The 14,958-nt window shown below is 38.4% G+C and carries 13 protein-coding genes; 4 read left to right on the top strand and 9 right to left on the bottom strand.

Going from position 1 to position 14,958, the window contains the following annotated elements; all coding sequences use genetic code 11:
- Positions 1-20: 20 nt before the first annotated feature.
- The gene (locus PR809_RS02350; RefSeq protein ID WP_102140285.1) at positions 21-1,946 is read right to left on the bottom strand and encodes an ATP-dependent DNA helicase; all 1,926 of its coding nucleotides are present in this window, start codon (positions 1,944-1,946) and stop codon (positions 21-23) included.
- A gap of 151 nt (positions 1,947-2,097) precedes the next feature.
- On the opposite strand from PR809_RS02350, the gene PR809_RS02345 reads away from it, so the two are divergent.
- Positions 2,098-2,445 carry a RidA family protein gene (locus PR809_RS02345; protein WP_102140284.1) on the top strand — a complete coding sequence of 116 codons (348 nt, stop codon included), beginning with the start codon at positions 2,098-2,100 and terminating at the stop codon, positions 2,443-2,445.
- Positions 2,446-2,727: 282 nt separating this feature from the next.
- Here PR809_RS02345 and mdtI read toward each other — a convergent pair whose 3' ends face one another.
- Positions 2,728-3,060, bottom strand: a complete 333-nt coding sequence (gene mdtI, locus PR809_RS02340; RefSeq protein ID WP_004254980.1) for a multidrug/spermidine efflux SMR transporter subunit MdtI — start codon at positions 3,058-3,060, stop codon at positions 2,728-2,730.
- A gap of 1 nt (position 3,061) precedes the next feature.
- A complete protein-coding gene (gene mdtJ / locus PR809_RS02335; RefSeq protein ID WP_042843885.1) occupies positions 3,062-3,490 on the bottom strand; it encodes a multidrug/spermidine efflux SMR transporter subunit MdtJ in 429 nt (142 codons plus the stop codon).
- 634 nt (positions 3,491-4,124) lie between these two features.
- Between mdtJ and pdxK the strand changes: the two genes are divergently transcribed.
- Positions 4,125-4,973: a pyridoxine/pyridoxal/pyridoxamine kinase gene (gene pdxK / locus PR809_RS02330; protein ID WP_102140283.1), complete on the top strand. Its 849-nt coding sequence runs from the start codon at positions 4,125-4,127 to the stop codon at positions 4,971-4,973.
- 103 nt (positions 4,974-5,076) lie between these two features.
- Here pdxK and zwf read toward each other — a convergent pair whose 3' ends face one another.
- Positions 5,077-6,552, bottom strand: coding sequence for a glucose-6-phosphate dehydrogenase (gene zwf, locus PR809_RS02325; protein ID WP_102140282.1), 1,476 nt, complete (start codon positions 6,550-6,552; stop codon positions 5,077-5,079).
- A gap of 472 nt (positions 6,553-7,024) precedes the next feature.
- Between zwf and PR809_RS02320 the strand changes: the two genes are divergently transcribed.
- Positions 7,025-7,870 carry a MurR/RpiR family transcriptional regulator gene (locus PR809_RS02320; protein ID WP_102140281.1) on the top strand — a complete coding sequence of 282 codons (846 nt, stop codon included), beginning with the start codon at positions 7,025-7,027 and terminating at the stop codon, positions 7,868-7,870.
- Between the two features lie 199 nt (positions 7,871-8,069).
- Positions 8,070-9,512 (top strand): pyruvate kinase, encoded by a 1,443-nt coding sequence (gene pyk, locus PR809_RS02315; protein ID WP_102140280.1) that lies wholly within the window; start codon positions 8,070-8,072, stop codon positions 9,510-9,512.
- Between the two features lie 53 nt (positions 9,513-9,565).
- On the opposite strand, the gene PR809_RS02310 is transcribed toward pyk, so the two are convergent.
- From PR809_RS02310 to PR809_RS02290, 5 genes are all read right to left on the bottom strand, one after another.
- Positions 9,566-9,994 (bottom strand): DUF7832 domain-containing protein, encoded by a 429-nt coding sequence (locus PR809_RS02310; RefSeq protein ID WP_102140279.1) that lies wholly within the window; start codon positions 9,992-9,994, stop codon positions 9,566-9,568.
- A 157-nt stretch (positions 9,995-10,151) separates the two neighbouring features.
- Positions 10,152-11,168, bottom strand: a complete 1,017-nt coding sequence (locus PR809_RS02305) for a fimbrial protein (RefSeq protein WP_102140278.1) — start codon at positions 11,166-11,168, stop codon at positions 10,152-10,154.
- An 8-nt stretch (positions 11,169-11,176) separates the two neighbouring features.
- The gene (locus PR809_RS02300) at positions 11,177-13,663 is read right to left on the bottom strand and encodes a fimbria/pilus outer membrane usher protein (protein WP_206276862.1); all 2,487 of its coding nucleotides are present in this window, start codon (positions 13,661-13,663) and stop codon (positions 11,177-11,179) included.
- 11 nt (positions 13,664-13,674) lie between these two features.
- On the bottom strand, positions 13,675-14,337 hold the full coding sequence (locus PR809_RS02295; RefSeq protein WP_102140276.1) for a fimbrial biogenesis chaperone: 663 nt from the start codon (positions 14,335-14,337) through the stop codon (positions 13,675-13,677).
- A 57-nt stretch (positions 14,338-14,394) separates the two neighbouring features.
- Positions 14,395-14,916, bottom strand: a complete 522-nt coding sequence (locus tag PR809_RS02290; RefSeq protein WP_166265065.1) for a fimbrial protein — start codon at positions 14,914-14,916, stop codon at positions 14,395-14,397.
- Positions 14,917-14,958: the final 42 nt, after the last annotated feature.

Here is a 14,958-nt window from a genome sequence, read left to right as displayed (position 1 = left end):
GCAGAAAAACAAGATAGGATTTAGCTTGCTCTATCTGCTTCTTGCCTTTTTTCTTCAAGAAATGCAATTGCTTTTTGTATACTTCTTGTCCGTGGTGATGGCGGAAGGCTACGTAAAAAAACCTCACCATAAGGGCGAGTCACTAAACGGTTATCACAAATGACGATGACACCATAGTCACTGGTATCACGAATTAACCGGCCCACACCTTGTTTTAAAGTAATAACGGCATCGGGTAATTGAACATCCGAGAATGGATCTCCCCCCCGTAATTCACAATCTTCGATGCGGGCTCTTAATAACGGGTCATCCGGTGCCGTAAATGGGAGTTTATCAATAATGACACAAGTGAGTTCATCCCCTCGCACATCAACCCCTTCCCAGAAACTACTCGTCGCGACTAACACGGCATTCCCCGCTGAAATGAACTGAGACAATAGTTTATTTTTACTACTTTCCCCCTGCATTAAGACCGGCAATGTCAATGAAGATTTAAATTCTTCCGCCAATTCGCGCATCATCAGATGTGAGGTACATAAAAAGAAGCAGCGCCCCTGATTTTTTTCAATCATAGGTCGTAGCATTGTTGCCAATTTTTGTGCTAAACCTCGTTGATTGGGTTCTGGTAAAAAGCGAGGAACGCATAATAAAGTTTGGCTTTGATAATCAAATGGACTGGCTAATAATAACGTTTTTGCAGTAACTAAACCTAAACGGTCAGTGAAGTGACTTAGTTTCTCATTTACTGACAACGTCGCTGATGTAAATACCCAACTGGCCGGCGTACTTGCAATCATTTCACTGAATTTATCTGCAACCGTTAAGGGTGTTAGTGCCAATAAAAAATGGCGACCATAACTTTCAAACCAATAGCTGTAACCCGCAATTGTCACATCTTTTAAACGGTTTAAACGATTTCGGTATATTGTGACGCGCTCAAAAATAGAGTCTAAGCTCTGTGAGCGGCCTAAAGTGGTTTTAATCACTTCGTAACAAAGTTCAAGGGAATCATCAAGGAGCGTCAACGCCCTTTGTACTTCAGGACGTTTCAGTAAATCACGTAAATTGCCACGAAAACTATTTTCACCCAAATTGAGCCGAAAGTCTAACGTGCTTTGCGTGAGTCTATCTGCACTTTTTTGTAGCTGCACTTGGTCTTTTAGCTCTGTTCGATAGGTCATAATCATATCGCGCGCCAGATCCAGCAATTGGCGACTACTAAGTTGCTGGCCAAAATATTGGCTGGCTATATCAGGAATTTGGTGCGCTTCATCAAAAATCATGACTTCTGCTTGGGGGATTAGCTCACCAAAACCTGTGTCTTTCACCACTCTATCAGCCATAAATAAGTGGTGATTCACAACAACAATATCGGCTTCTAATGCTTTGCGTCGTGCTTTTAAAACAAAACAGTCTTGATAACGCGGGCAATCACTACCAAGGCAATTATCATTAGTGCTGGTTACCAATGGCCAAACTGGGCTATCTTCAGCGATATCATGGCAAGTACTTGTATCTCCTAGCTCAGATTCGATGGACCAACTGCGTAGCCTCACAACCGCTGACAATATCTCAGGCTCAAGACTACCACCCCCGAGGGATTGTTGGTCTAATCGCTCTAGACATAAATAATTCGAACGCCCTTTTAACAAGGCTGTGCGCCCAGTGTAATTCATGGCCTCAATAATTGTTGGTAAGTCCCGGTGATACAGTTGATCTTGTAAGGCCTTTGAGCCCGTTGAAACAATAACTTTTTTTCCGCTACGCAATGCAGGAACTAAATACGCATAAGTTTTTCCTGTTCCAGTACCAGCTTCCGCCACTAGCACATGCTGCTGCTCAATCGACTCGGTTACTGCGTTTGACATAGTAACTTGTGCTTCTCGAGGCTGAAAACCGGGAATTGTTCTGGCTAAAAAGCCATCCGCAGAAAAATCGTCGTGCACTACAAGACCTATTTATGAGTAATAATGAGGGCTCACACTTTACCATGAGTTTATTAACCCTGCTGAGGTAATTATTGTTTCGTTGAACAACTGATTTTCATCCTACCTACAAACTGTTATTCTTGAGCTACATGTATAATAAGGAATAATTATGACTATCAAACGCATTGACCCAGATAATCGTTGGTCGGAAGCTGTTATTCACAATGATGTAATTTACTACACCAGTGTTCCTGAAAACCTTGATGCTGACATTGTTGCCCAAACAGCAAACACGCTTGCAGCGATTGATGTCATGCTTGAGCGTGTTGGCTCAGACAAAAGTAAAATCCTTGATGCGACTATTTTTCTCGCTGATAAAGCCGATTTTGCAGGTATGAACCAAGCATGGGATGCATGGGTTGTTGCTGGAAGTGCGCCTGTCCGTTGTACTGTCCAAGCATTACTGATGAAGCCTGAATATAAAGTCGAAATTAAGATTGTTGCTGCAATTGATTGATTAGGCAAATTTTAACTTAATTAAAATGGGCGCCAATTATGAGCGCCCATTTTATTTTGAATAGCTATAATTTGAGAATATAACCAATTACATAAGTATGTGACTAGGGTTAACGAATGCAGCCAACAACGCGACAGTGCAAAATAGGCTTCCCATTCATGCTCTAAATAGTTTGCAGTGTCGCTAGGCGGCAAGTGAGTTAATCCCTTGGAGCATACATAAGTATGCGACTAGAGTTAACGAATGCAGCCAACAACGCGACAGTGCAAAATATGACGAGCATTACGACATCTTGATGAGAACCATACCTAGTAGCAATAACACAATCCCCCCCCAGCCTTTATAATTTAGCCGTTGATTGAAAAGTATCCAACCTGCTGCTACTGTCGCGATAATCCCGAATGCCCCCCATAATGCATAGGCAATTGAAAGCTCGATGCCTTTTACTGCTTGCGCTAATGCACTGAAGGCTCCGAGTACCGCAATGAGAGAAAGAATGCCTATCCAGTACCGTTTAAATCCATTCGACATTTTTAACAAAATGTTGGCTGCGATTTCTAATATAACTGCTAGGATCAAAAACGCAGCATGCCACCATTCAAAATGACTGGCCATATTACGCCTCCGACTTAGCTTCGCGCCCAACTAAAGCATTTGTTTTGGCTGCATTGACCGCGTTTTGTGTAACTTGTTTTACTTTCTGTGCAGATTGGCGAACAGTGGCTTTTTTGGTGCCTGATTTAATCAGCCCAATACCGGTGATCAGTAATACTAACCCACCGATTTTCATTGGCGATAGCGTTTCTCCAAACCACATGACACTAAATGTTGTGATAAAAAGGATACCGATACCTTCCCATAGTGCATAGGCGACACCTAATGCCACTTTTTTAACTGCGACAGCAAGTAAAATGTACGATGTTGCTATCATGACATACATCACCACCATACCGGTGAAATCACCACTTACACTCGCATGTTTCATTGATAGGGTACCGATAACTTCGGTTATGATAGCTAATACTAAAAATATCCAGTAAATCATTATAATATCTCTCTATATACAGCCACGTAATAGACTATTTTTTGTACAAGTTAATAATACAAATAACTATTGCGCGGTTGTTGAAAATTCAAATAAATAACAACGTGTTGCTGAGTTTATTCAGCGAAATGAATAATCGAGAGAGACGCTATAATGCACCACACCAGTAGTGTTCACTGGAAAGGATAGCTGAAAGGAAAAGCCTGTGTGTCGTTCTTTTTTGGGACTTGCTGATCTTGCCGCTAGTTGAGCTAAGCATGATATCTTATTCTTTTCATCAGGTAGACATCTACCCAATTTACTCCGAACCCTCATGTTGATAGTTAATTTCAGCTTATTTTTAGCATGCCAATTTTATTAAGTCAATGAATATAAACATTTTTTATATTGAATAGAAATATGCATAACTATTCATTAATATGCTAATTAACCCTTGATATGTCGGATGTTACACGAATAAACAAGCGACAATGATAAATTTTCCAGTGGAATTACTTTTTAAAAAAAATGCTTTTTCCCACTTTTTATACTCTCATCACGCCTTAAATAATCTATTCGATTTTTAGCATTGACAACCTGATTGAACAAGCTTCTTATAGTAGCTATATGATTGTAATATGCCGAAGAGAGAGCCATGAACGCCTTTAGCCTTACCTCTAATAGTTTCCAAAATTCTGCTGATGCAACACCATTACCTTATGATGTTGTTTCAATTCAGTCACAAGTTATTTATGGCAGTGTTGGAAATAGCATTGCCGTTCCAGCCCTGACAAAACAAGGTTTACGTGTTGCGGCAGTACCGACTGTAGTACTCAGTAATACGCCTCATTATACAACTTGCTATGGTGGTGAGTTACCTGGTGAGTGGTTTCGTGGTTATTTAAACGGTTTTGTTGAGCGTGGTAGCTTAAATTCAGTGAGAGCTATTTTGACAGGCTATCTAGGCTCCCCAGAAAAAGCCCAAGACTTAGCTAACTGGTTAACCTTAGTCCGTAAAGAACGAACAGCGCTACCGGTTATTGTCGACCCAGTCATGGGTGATGAAGATAGTGGTTTTTATATTCCACCCGAAATTGCCGAGGTATACCGCGATAAAGTCATACCTTTAGCTACAGGAATTATTCCAAACAAATTCGAACTCATGACCTTAAGTGGTAAACAAGTCAATAACTTGGATGATGCGACAGCCGCAGCCCGTAGCTTATTAAAGGGAAATACACAGTGGGTAATCATCACAAGTGCTTTCCAGCCTGATGACGATAATATTGAAGTGGTTTGTGTTACCAAAGATAACGTAGCCGTGATCCGTCATAAACGTTACCCTGTCACACCAAAAGGAACGGGGGATTTATTTGGTGCAGAACTCACCGCCCAGTTATTAGCAGGGCTATCCGTTCCTGATGCCGCTAAAATGGCATGTTTACGCATCGAACAAGCGATTATTCATATGGCAGCGACAGGACGTAGTGAACTAATCCTTTAGTTCCCTATGTAATAAAGATAAAAATATCGTAAACATAGAAAAATGGCGGGTCATCCCGCCATTTAAATCAATACGCTAACTAATATTTCATATGTTGATACTATTATTCAAACTCATTCCATGAACGGCCATCACGTGCGATCATTGCTACAGATGCAATAGGCCCCCAAGTCCCTGCTTGATATGGTTTAGGCGCTTCATTGTCCATTGCCCATGCATCGATAATAGAATCAACAAATTTCCATGCTTCTTCTACTTCATCACGGCGAACAAACAATGCTTGAATGCCACGCATGGCTTCAAGTAATAAACGCTCATAAGCATCTGCAAGATGAGTCTGGTTGAAAGTTTCAGAGAAACTTAAATCCAGTTTAGTGGTTTGTAAACGGTGTTTATGATCAAGGCCTGGTGCCTTATTCATAATTTCAATATCAATCCCTTCATCAGGCTGCAAACGAATAGTTAATTTATTCTGAGGCAGGTCTTGATAACTTTCAGAGAAAATATTCAGTGCAGGTTTTTTAAAATAAACCACAACTTCTGAACATTTAGCAGGTAGGCGTTTCCCCGTACGCAAATAGAAAGGTACACCTGCCCAACGCCAATCATCAATATCAACACGCAAAGCAACGAATGACTCAGTCATACTTTGCTTATTCGCACCCTCTTCTTCTAAATATCCAGGAACTTTTTTGCCTTGAACAAAACCAGAGGTATATTGCCCACGTACAGCCTTTTCACGCACATTGGTATGATCAATACGACGTAAAGAACGCAAGACTTTCACTTTTTCATCACGAATACGGTCAGTGGTTAAGTCTGCCGGTGGCGACATGGCAATCATCGTTAAGATTTGCAATAAGTGGTTTTGTACCATATCACGCATTTGGCCAGCTTGGTCGAAATACCCCCAGCGACCTTCGATTCCCACTTCTTCTGCAACCGTGATTTGGACATGATCGATAGTGCGGTTATCCCAGTTATTGATAAATAACGAGTTTGCAAAACGCAATGCGAGTAAGTTTAAAACGGTTTCTTTACCAAGATAGTGGTCAATACGATAGACTTGGCTTTCATCAAAATACTTAGCCACTTCATTATTTATTTCTTGTGACGATGCTAAATCCGTTCCCAGTGGTTTTTCCATGACAACACGATTTGGCTTTTTATTTAATTTAGCATGGCCCAAGCCCTGACACATTGCACCAAAAGTACTCGGTGGCATTGCAAAGTAATGGATGGCAGGTTGTGCATCTTGTTTTAACATTTCAGCTAAGCGCACAAAACTTTCAGTCTGATTAACGTCTAAGTTACAAAAATCCAAGCGCGCGCTCAGTTTTTCCCATAAGGCTGAATCGAGATCTTCTTTTAAGAACTTCTCTAACGCTTCTTTGACAAAGTGAACATAATCATCTTGACTCCATTCAGCACGGCCGACGCCAATAATGCGCGTATCAGGATGAATGTAACCTGCTTTCTCTAATTGATAAAGCGATGGCAGCAGCTTACGACGAGCGAGGTCTCCCTTGGTGCCAAAAATAATTAAGTCACAAGCTTGAGCAGCATTATGTACCGCCATATTGGTTCTCCTCAATTTGCGGAATGTAAGACCTAACTAGGATAGGCCTTATTGTAATTTTGTTAAAATTAGCCCTAATTCCGCTAATGTACCCTGTTGCTAGTGCCCAGTAAATGTTCATGATACCGATCACAGTTTTTATGATGAAAAAAACAACATATTGCCTGTTCAATCTTATGTTACACACTGAATAATTTTTAGTGTATTAAAAAGATGCGATTTAACTGAATGGAGACAGCTTTCGTAAAAAAATAACAAAATAAGTAGGTTGTTTACTAATCTGAAAATTAGATACGGGTCAAAGTTTCACAAAAAGCTGCTATTTATCACCTGTATTCAGATAGCTTACCTATCATACATAGTATATTTTCACTCTTTATTACAGCATCACAGTAAGAAATTTAAAATCAACAATAGGATAACGTGATGACTCAAAAATTTCTCCTTTCGATGAAATAGGCGCTTTTGCTATATGAATATTTTAGAACAAATGAAGACTAGTCTCGATTTTTTAAGTAAATCAGAAAAAAAGGTGGCTGAAGTAATTCTAAGTATGCCACAAAATGCCATTCATCTTAGCATCGCCACACTAGCGCAATTGGCCGATGTTAGTGAACCAACAGTAAACCGATTTTGTCGAAAAATGGACACGAAAGGATTCCCTGATTTCAAATTACGATTAGCACAAAATTTAGCCAATGGTACTCCTTACATAAACCGCCATATAGAAGAAACGGATACAGTAAATACCTATACCTACAAGATTTTTGAATCTGCTATGGCTGGGTTAGATAATGTAAAACACACACTAGACATCGGGGTAATTAACCGTGCTGTCGATTTATTAACTCAAGCTCGAAAAATCAGTTTTTTTGGCTTTGGTGCTTCAGCCGCTGTGGCTCATGACGCAATGAATAAATTTTTTCGCTTTAATATTCCTGTCATATACTTCGATGATATTGTCATGCAACGTATGAGCTGTATCAATAGTACTGAAGGAGACGTTATTGTGCTCATTTCCCATACGGGAAGAACCAAAGCATTAGTTGACATGGCACGTTTAGCTCGAGAAAACGACGCTACAGTCATCGCAATTACCTCAGAAAGCTCACCACTCTCTCTAGCCGCTTCCTTATCTATTATTATTGATGTTCCTGAAGATACGGATATCTATATGCCAATGGTATCAAGAATGGCTCAGCTCGCTGTAATTGATGTATTAACTACGGGCTTTACGTTAAGAAGAGGTGAAAAATTTAGAGATAACTTGAAGCGCGTCAAAGAAGCATTACGTGATTCGCGGTTTGATAGCATCTAAAGGCAATAAATTGACAGTATAAATGCTTTTCTTTGCTTTCGGGCTTTAATAGTTTTACAGACCTGATAGCATTAAGAAATTGGCTGTATATAATAGCTGTGCTCGTGTCAGCATCCCTATTTGCAGTAAACAGGTTTCGAAATGGAGTGAAATGGTTTCACTCTTTTATCAACACCATTACAGGTCAACGGAGTAATACATGTCTAGACGGCTTAGAAGAACTAAAATTGTTACAACTCTTGGTCCAGCAACCGATCGCGATAATAATCTTGAAAAAATTATCAATGCTGGTGCCAACGTTGTTCGCCTTAACTTCTCCCACGGAACTCCAGAAGACCATCAATTACGTGCTAATAAAGTACGTGAAATTGCCGCTCGTTTAGGTCGTCATGTTGCGATCCTCGGCGATTTACAAGGTCCTAAAATTCGTGTTTCCACGTTTAAAGATGGTAAAGTTTTCCTAAATATTGGTGATAAATTCATTCTTGATGCCAACTTAGGCAAAGGTGAAGGCTGCCAAGATAAAGTGGGCATCGACTATAAAGGTTTACCTGCTGATGTGGTTCCAGGCGATATTTTACTTCTTGATGATGGGCGAGTTCAATTAAAAGTCATCGAAGTCAAAGGCTTACAAGTATTTACAGAAGTTACTGTTGGTGGCCAATTATCTAACAATAAAGGTATTAATAAACTCGGTGGCGGCCTTTCTGCTGAGGCATTAACAGATAAAGACAAAGAAGATATAAAAACCGCAGCAAAAATTAATGTTGATTATTTAGCCGTTTCATTCCCTCGTTCAGGTGAAGATTTAGATTATGCACGCCGCTTGGCTCGCGATGCAGGCTGTGAATGCCAAATTGTTGCTAAAGTAGAACGAGCAGAAGCCGTAGCCAATGATGAAGTCATGGACGAAGTTATCCTCGCTTCTGATGTCGTTATGGTTGCTCGTGGTGACCTCGGTGTGGAAATTGGCGACCCAGAATTAGTCGCTGTCCAGAAAAAATTGATCCGCCGTTCTCGCCAATTAAATCGTGTTGTTATAACTGCAACACAAATGATGGAATCCATGATCACTAACCCAATGCCAACGCGAGCTGAAGTTATGGACGTTGCGAATGCGGTGTTGGATGGTACTGATGCCGTTATGCTTTCTGCTGAAACAGCTGCAGGCCAGTACCCAGCAGAAACTGTCGCTGCAATGGCACAAGTTTGTTTTGGTGCAGAAAAAATGCCTGGCCTGAATGTATCTAAACACCGTTTAGAGGCAGAGTTTAGTAGCCCAGAAGAAGCGATTGCCATGTCAACAATGTATGCGGCTAACCACCTTAAAGGGGTTAAAGCTATCATTGCAATGACTGAGTCTGGTCGTACTGCTCGTATGATGTCTCGGATCAGCTCTGGCTTACCGATTTTTGCAATGTCTCGCCATGAAAAAACGCTTAATCAGTGTTCTCTCTATCGTGGTGTTACTCCCGTTTTCTGTAGCACCCACACAGATGGCATTGCGGCTGCGAACGAGGCAGTGACGCGTTTGCGTGATAACGGCTATTTAATGAGTGGCGACGTGGTTCTTGTCACCCAAGGTGACTTAATGGGTACTGTCGGTAGTACGAACACTTGTCGTATTCTAGAAGTCGAATAATCTTTTAGCCCTCACCTAATGGGTGGGGGCTTTCTTTTATATTGATGCTCTATCTAATCTTGAGCCTGTTTCCATTTGATATATGCTTCGCTAATTACAGGTGCAATTTTATCGTAATTTTCCCATGAGTTTTCTATATGGTAAGTTGTCGGTAAATTACCTTTAAGAACACGTTCATAATCTTCAAAGTAGCCTTTCTCTTCTGCTGCATAATAAAACTGAGTAAAAGCGTTACCTTCATCACTTAAATCTTCATCTATAAATTTTTCATCACACATTGTCATCAAAAATTCACGGCCATCAAGCTTTCGAGCTTTGACTAATGCGAGCTCTTCCTCTGATTCTTCAACATGAAATTCTCCGACTAAATTATTATGAATAATCCATGTCAAATAAAAGCCAATATGGGTGCCTCCATTCTCAGTAGGTAACTCTGAAGGATAATCACCACCGTAGTGCCAATCCATACGATCAAATGCCATAGTCTTCCTCAATTTATGCATCAATAAAAACTAACTATAACTTACTTCAGGTTAGTGATGAATTAAGATAAAGTACAAAATGATGGCTAAATAAGAAGTAATGCAAGACAGTAAAGCTCTGCAGTTCACTTCTTGTTACGTGCAGAGCAAATAGAACTTAGTGATATTGCAAATTAAATTGTAGCGTACCGTTTGCTTTCCCTGCTGTTGTTGTAGATTGAGTTTGGATATAAGCAGCTTCCAATGGAATGTTATATTGCCCTACGTTATTTTGTTCAACAATAGGCATTAACTGGTTAAGCTTAATTGGTGCTCCTTTATATTTCACTTGGATTGCATAGCCCTTCGCTGTATTTTCATCGGCTAAATTATTGAGTGCAATTGCCCCTGGTGTTTGGCTTGCATCTTGAGTTCCAATAAATGTAATTTTTATAGGCGATATAGGGTCACAATCTAATTGAATTTGAAAGTTTTTCTTACTCTCGGAGCTCGTTGAACCAACACCTGTAAACGACGATTTGCTGACTTTACCGAACGGCACATCTATTGACTTATTTTTAACTTCACAACCACTCGAAATAACATTAATTGGCCCCATATTTACTTTGGGTTCGACTCTTCCATATAAATCTGACGTAATAAAACCATTATGGAATAAAATTAACATTGCAGCATTAGTTGTTGGTAAAGTTTGGCTTTTAACATTGTTACCAACTTTATAAAAATCTGCTCTTAACTTTACAGTATATGTTGCTGATGATGCACTAGAACCACAAATTAACCTATTACTAATATTTCCATCTTTCGTATTTACTCCATCAACATACGCAGAACCAGAGCAAGGACTTAATACTGTACCATGTAAAGCATAACCCACACCTGAGCTATTAACTTCTCTCACATAACCTACACCAGAAATATACCTTGAATTCCCATATCCGCTTGGTAAATAGATGCCAACTTCTGTATTACCAGTTACATTCCACCACACCCAAGGGGAATGAGTACCTAAATCAACTGAACCAATAAAACTACCTACCGGTAATGTGCGTGAGACATAAAGTGTTTTATTCGAATTAACAAGTTGGTTAGTAAATTCAGCCCTAAATTCTGCAACACCAAATTGTGAATATAAAAGTAATGGAATGCCGATTTTTAATCCTAAATTATTCATGACGACCCCTATTCACAAGTTCGTTCTATAAACTGAATTTTTTCATTTTCTAACGATAATGAAAGTGGAACTGTACATTGTTGATTATGACTATTACCCCATTTTACAATGATGCTACTTTGCTCTGGAACACCGCTTAAATAAACTTCCCCATCATTTGCAACAATACCTCCAGTCACTTGCTCTTCATTTTCTATCACAGAAACTTGAGTGCCAAATGCAATGGGTTTGCCTGCATGCTGCAGTTTTAGTAATACTCTAGCACCGCGTTTTGCTTGAAAATTGGCTAATACAATAGCACCTTGGGTAGGAACGACGGTTGTTGTATTAATAGCAACATCATTGTTACCACTTAATGTTGCAGTATCGATACTAATTTTATTTCGTTCATAGCGTGTGACCGTAGGAATCACTGCAAAGCCTGAAGAGTTAGTATAGAGCGACTGCGCATTATTCACTTTTAAATTATCAATATCTTCAGCTTTTACGAGTACTGCAGAATCATAAATAGTACGTGATGTCGTTAGCCCTCCAGAATGCAGTAATAATGCTCCTGTTGCACCGAGATCGACAGAATGATATTTAGGGTCATAATTATAGCCTGCACTGTATTCCCCTGATGAAACTATATAGTTTGCACTAACGGAACTACTATATTCGTCATGGCTATGGTTATATCTTTGCGTAAGGTCATACTGCAAATTATTATCTTCTAATTGCGTGCCATTAAAACTCAATGAGCTAATAGAGTCGCCATTTTTACTGGTATTATAGCTATAATTGATCCAATTATTTTTCCGTCCTAAATCAAAAGGAATACTTAAATTTAATGACAGCATTTGGTCATTGGTATTCGAATAATCTTGCTTTGTATAAGAATAAGCAACACTGTAATTCATCGAATTATAATTAGAACTAAAACTCATCGTTAAATTTTTATCAGAACCACTTTTATCCCAGTAATATTGCTGGTAACCATTCACTGATAAATAACCTATTCCGTTAAGCGATTGAGATACTGATGCTTGAAACTGTTGTTTTTTCCGACCGATATTATAGAAATAATTATTCGAATCAGAGAAATCATAGTAATTCTTTGTTGAATAGCGATATGATGCCAAAGAAAAAGAAGTGCCTGTGTCTGGAATATATTTTGAATACTGAATTCGGTACGATTGCCCTTCTGCCTTCTTTTTATCAATCAATTGTGTTGATGCTTGCGTAATATCTGTCGATATCGCACCAATATTACCTAAATTTACTCCAGTACCTATTGTGTAAGCTTGATAGTCTTGGGAAACTAAAAAACCTCCATAAGCGGATAAGTTATATGGTAACCCATAAATTGCTGATGCTTGCGCAAAATTTGGTTTACGCCGTGCACTATCAACATTATATTTACCAATATCCACGCTATATTTTAATGCACCAGCTCTTTGCATCATTGGTACCGCTGAAAATGGCTGAATAAAAGATCTGATTGTTCCATTAGCTTCTTCAATGGAGACCTCAAGATCACCACTGTATGAAGTTGGATATAAATCATTAATTGAAAACTCACCAGGTGGTACAGTTGTTTGATAAATCACATTACCATTTTGCCTGATAGTAACAATCGCATTTGATTGCGCAATTCCTGTGACTGTCGGTGCAAAACCTCTTTCACTTTGAGGTAACATACTTTCATCGGAGGCTAACCTTATCCCACGATAAGGGTTGCTTTCCATCACACCATTATCAGAGGATGTTTCACCAATCGTTAATCGGCTTTTTAAGCTTCTAATATCTCGTTCTATATAGGTTTGTAAATTATTCCAGTTTGTTTCATTTGTTGTATTACTATATGTGTTATAGCTACGTAAACGCCAAGCATTTATATTAATGCCACTTCTTAAACCTATGAATGTATTATCTCTGTTGTCTCTATTTTGGTACCAATGTTTATTAAATCTTGCAGTATAATTAACAAATGCTGCATTAATTCCATCGTCCCATTCTTTTGGCTCAACGTAGCCTCGGCTAGTATTTTCTAATCCAATTTGAGGAATGCTTACTTGTAGTTGTTGGATTTCGAATTTGTATTGATAATTAGCACTAGGAATAACTTGAGCAATATCGTTCAAATATTCATCACCTTCAATTGATGAGAATTTTTCACTTGCTGAGTTTTTTACCCCCCACTCTAGTAGCATATTTTTTGTTATTTTAGGGAGTAGTTTTTTAGTTTTATCATCAAATAAAAATGTAATATTCTTATTATCCACAAGTTGATCATTAATATAAATATCGACAAAATAATCACCTGGTAATTGCCCACCTGCGGATGATAAGTAGCCCAAGCTATTCACATCAGCAACTTGACTTTCAATTCCAGTATTAATAGCATTGATATCAAATATATCTTCAGCAATTGTATTATTGGCATACAATATTAAGCTGATCGTAGTAAAAACTTTAGAATACATAAGTCTATTTTTGGTATAGAGAACTGACATCTTAGATACTCTTACTTGGTTTTTTTCTCTATGATAGCGCCATAGTCATTAATAAACTGAACAACTATTGAATCACTATTATTTGTTTTTTTCTTAAGAATATAATCATTTTTAAATGGGTATATTAAGCTAGCACCATCAATGACCTTGCCATTGATAAGGATATTTTTGATTGATAAATGATATGGTGTTTGGTTATCAATCATAACTCCATCTGATTTCTCAATTAAATTAACCTTTTCAAAATCAAAAGGTTCAATATCTTTCGACCTTAAAAACAGTTTAAATTGTGAGTTTATAATTATCTGTAGCTCATTTTCAATACTATTATCTTTAGGTGGTATTGATTTAATATTAAGCAAATAGATTTTTTCTTCATTTGAATTTATAGGTTCACCTATGTATGAGATCCTCGCTGAACCATTTGTATCTGGTTCAATTCGGAATAATGGTGGCGTCGCAATAAATGGTGCTTTACCCTCACCATTAAATGGAGAAACCCAACTTTGGATTAAAAATGGTTTTTCTTTATCACTATTAAAAATCGGGATATCAATTTCACGTTTGTTTTCTTCATAGACAAAACGCGTTCCACCTACACTAATACCTGACGCTTGAGAGATGTTAGAAATAGAAAATAAACATATACAGATTGAAAAAAATATTTTTTTCATAAAACAGCCATGATATTGATGTGAGAAAGAGGGCAACCATTGTCACCCTCCAACTAATTAATGATATTGAATGCTATATACTGCACTACTATTAGCAGGACCAGCAGTTGCTACGCCTGTTGCTTTATAACGAGCTACGTAATCTAAGTCTACTGTTGCACCATCGAATTCAATTTGTTTTGAATCATCAAATAATTTGATTTGTGTTGTTGCGTCTTTTTCAAATAAAGCAATACCGACATTATTTGCAACACCTGCACCTTGGTTAATTGCAAGAATATCGCGGTCTGCAGTATCACGTGTACCACCAAAGCGTACGGTTACTTTCGAGTTTGCTGGACAATCAACAAGCTTAATCGTGAAGTCTTTCAATCCTGCAACTTCACCCTGTGCAGCTAAACTTTTAGCTGATACCTTTCCAAGGTCAACATTTAAATTTTTTGAGTTACTATCAACTGTACAAGCAATGTCAGTTATTTCCCCGGTAAAATTAATTGTACCTGAAGCAAAAACAGTTGGTGCAGATGTTACAGCTAAAGCAACCCCTATTACTGCTAGGGATTTTTTTAGAATACTCATAATAGTTCCTATAATAAAAATCTTTAATTATTAATTGCTACT

The sequence above is a fragment of the Providencia sp. PROV201 genome, from assembly GCF_028479545.1.
In the GTDB taxonomy this organism is placed as follows: Bacteria; Pseudomonadota; Gammaproteobacteria; order Enterobacterales; family Enterobacteriaceae; genus Providencia; species Providencia huaxiensis.
Note: the sequence above shows the minus strand (reverse complement) of the source record. Positions and strands in the feature narration are given on the sequence as shown.

Bases quoted from the DNA above. Each gene is read 5' to 3' on its own strand.
- PR809_RS02345 (WP_102140284.1), top strand. From the start codon at position 2,098: ATGACTATCAAACGCATTGACCCAGATAATCGTTGGTCGGAAGCTGTT.
- mdtI (WP_004254980.1), bottom strand. From the start codon at position 3,060: ATGGCCAGTCATTTTGAATGGTGGCATGCTGCGTTTTTGATCCTAGCA.
- mdtJ (WP_042843885.1), bottom strand. From the start codon at position 3,490: ATGATTTACTGGATATTTTTAGTATTAGCTATCATAACCGAAGTTATC.
- pdxK (WP_102140283.1), top strand. From the start codon at position 4,125: ATGAACGCCTTTAGCCTTACCTCTAATAGTTTCCAAAATTCTGCTGAT.
- zwf (WP_102140282.1), bottom strand. From the start codon at position 6,552: ATGGCGGTACATAATGCTGCTCAAGCTTGTGACTTAATTATTTTTGGC.
- PR809_RS02320 (WP_102140281.1), top strand. From the start codon at position 7,025: ATGAATATTTTAGAACAAATGAAGACTAGTCTCGATTTTTTAAGTAAA.
- pyk (WP_102140280.1), top strand. From the start codon at position 8,070: ATGTCTAGACGGCTTAGAAGAACTAAAATTGTTACAACTCTTGGTCCA.
- PR809_RS02310 (WP_102140279.1), bottom strand. From the start codon at position 9,994: ATGGCATTTGATCGTATGGATTGGCACTACGGTGGTGATTATCCTTCA.
- PR809_RS02305 (WP_102140278.1), bottom strand. From the start codon at position 11,168: ATGAATAATTTAGGATTAAAAATCGGCATTCCATTACTTTTATATTCA.
- PR809_RS02300 (WP_206276862.1), bottom strand. From the start codon at position 13,663: ATGTCAGTTCTCTATACCAAAAATAGACTTATGTATTCTAAAGTTTTT.
- PR809_RS02295 (WP_102140276.1), bottom strand. From the start codon at position 14,337: ATGAAAAAAATATTTTTTTCAATCTGTATATGTTTATTTTCTATTTCT.
- PR809_RS02290 (WP_166265065.1), bottom strand. From the start codon at position 14,916: ATGAGTATTCTAAAAAAATCCCTAGCAGTAATAGGGGTTGCTTTAGCT.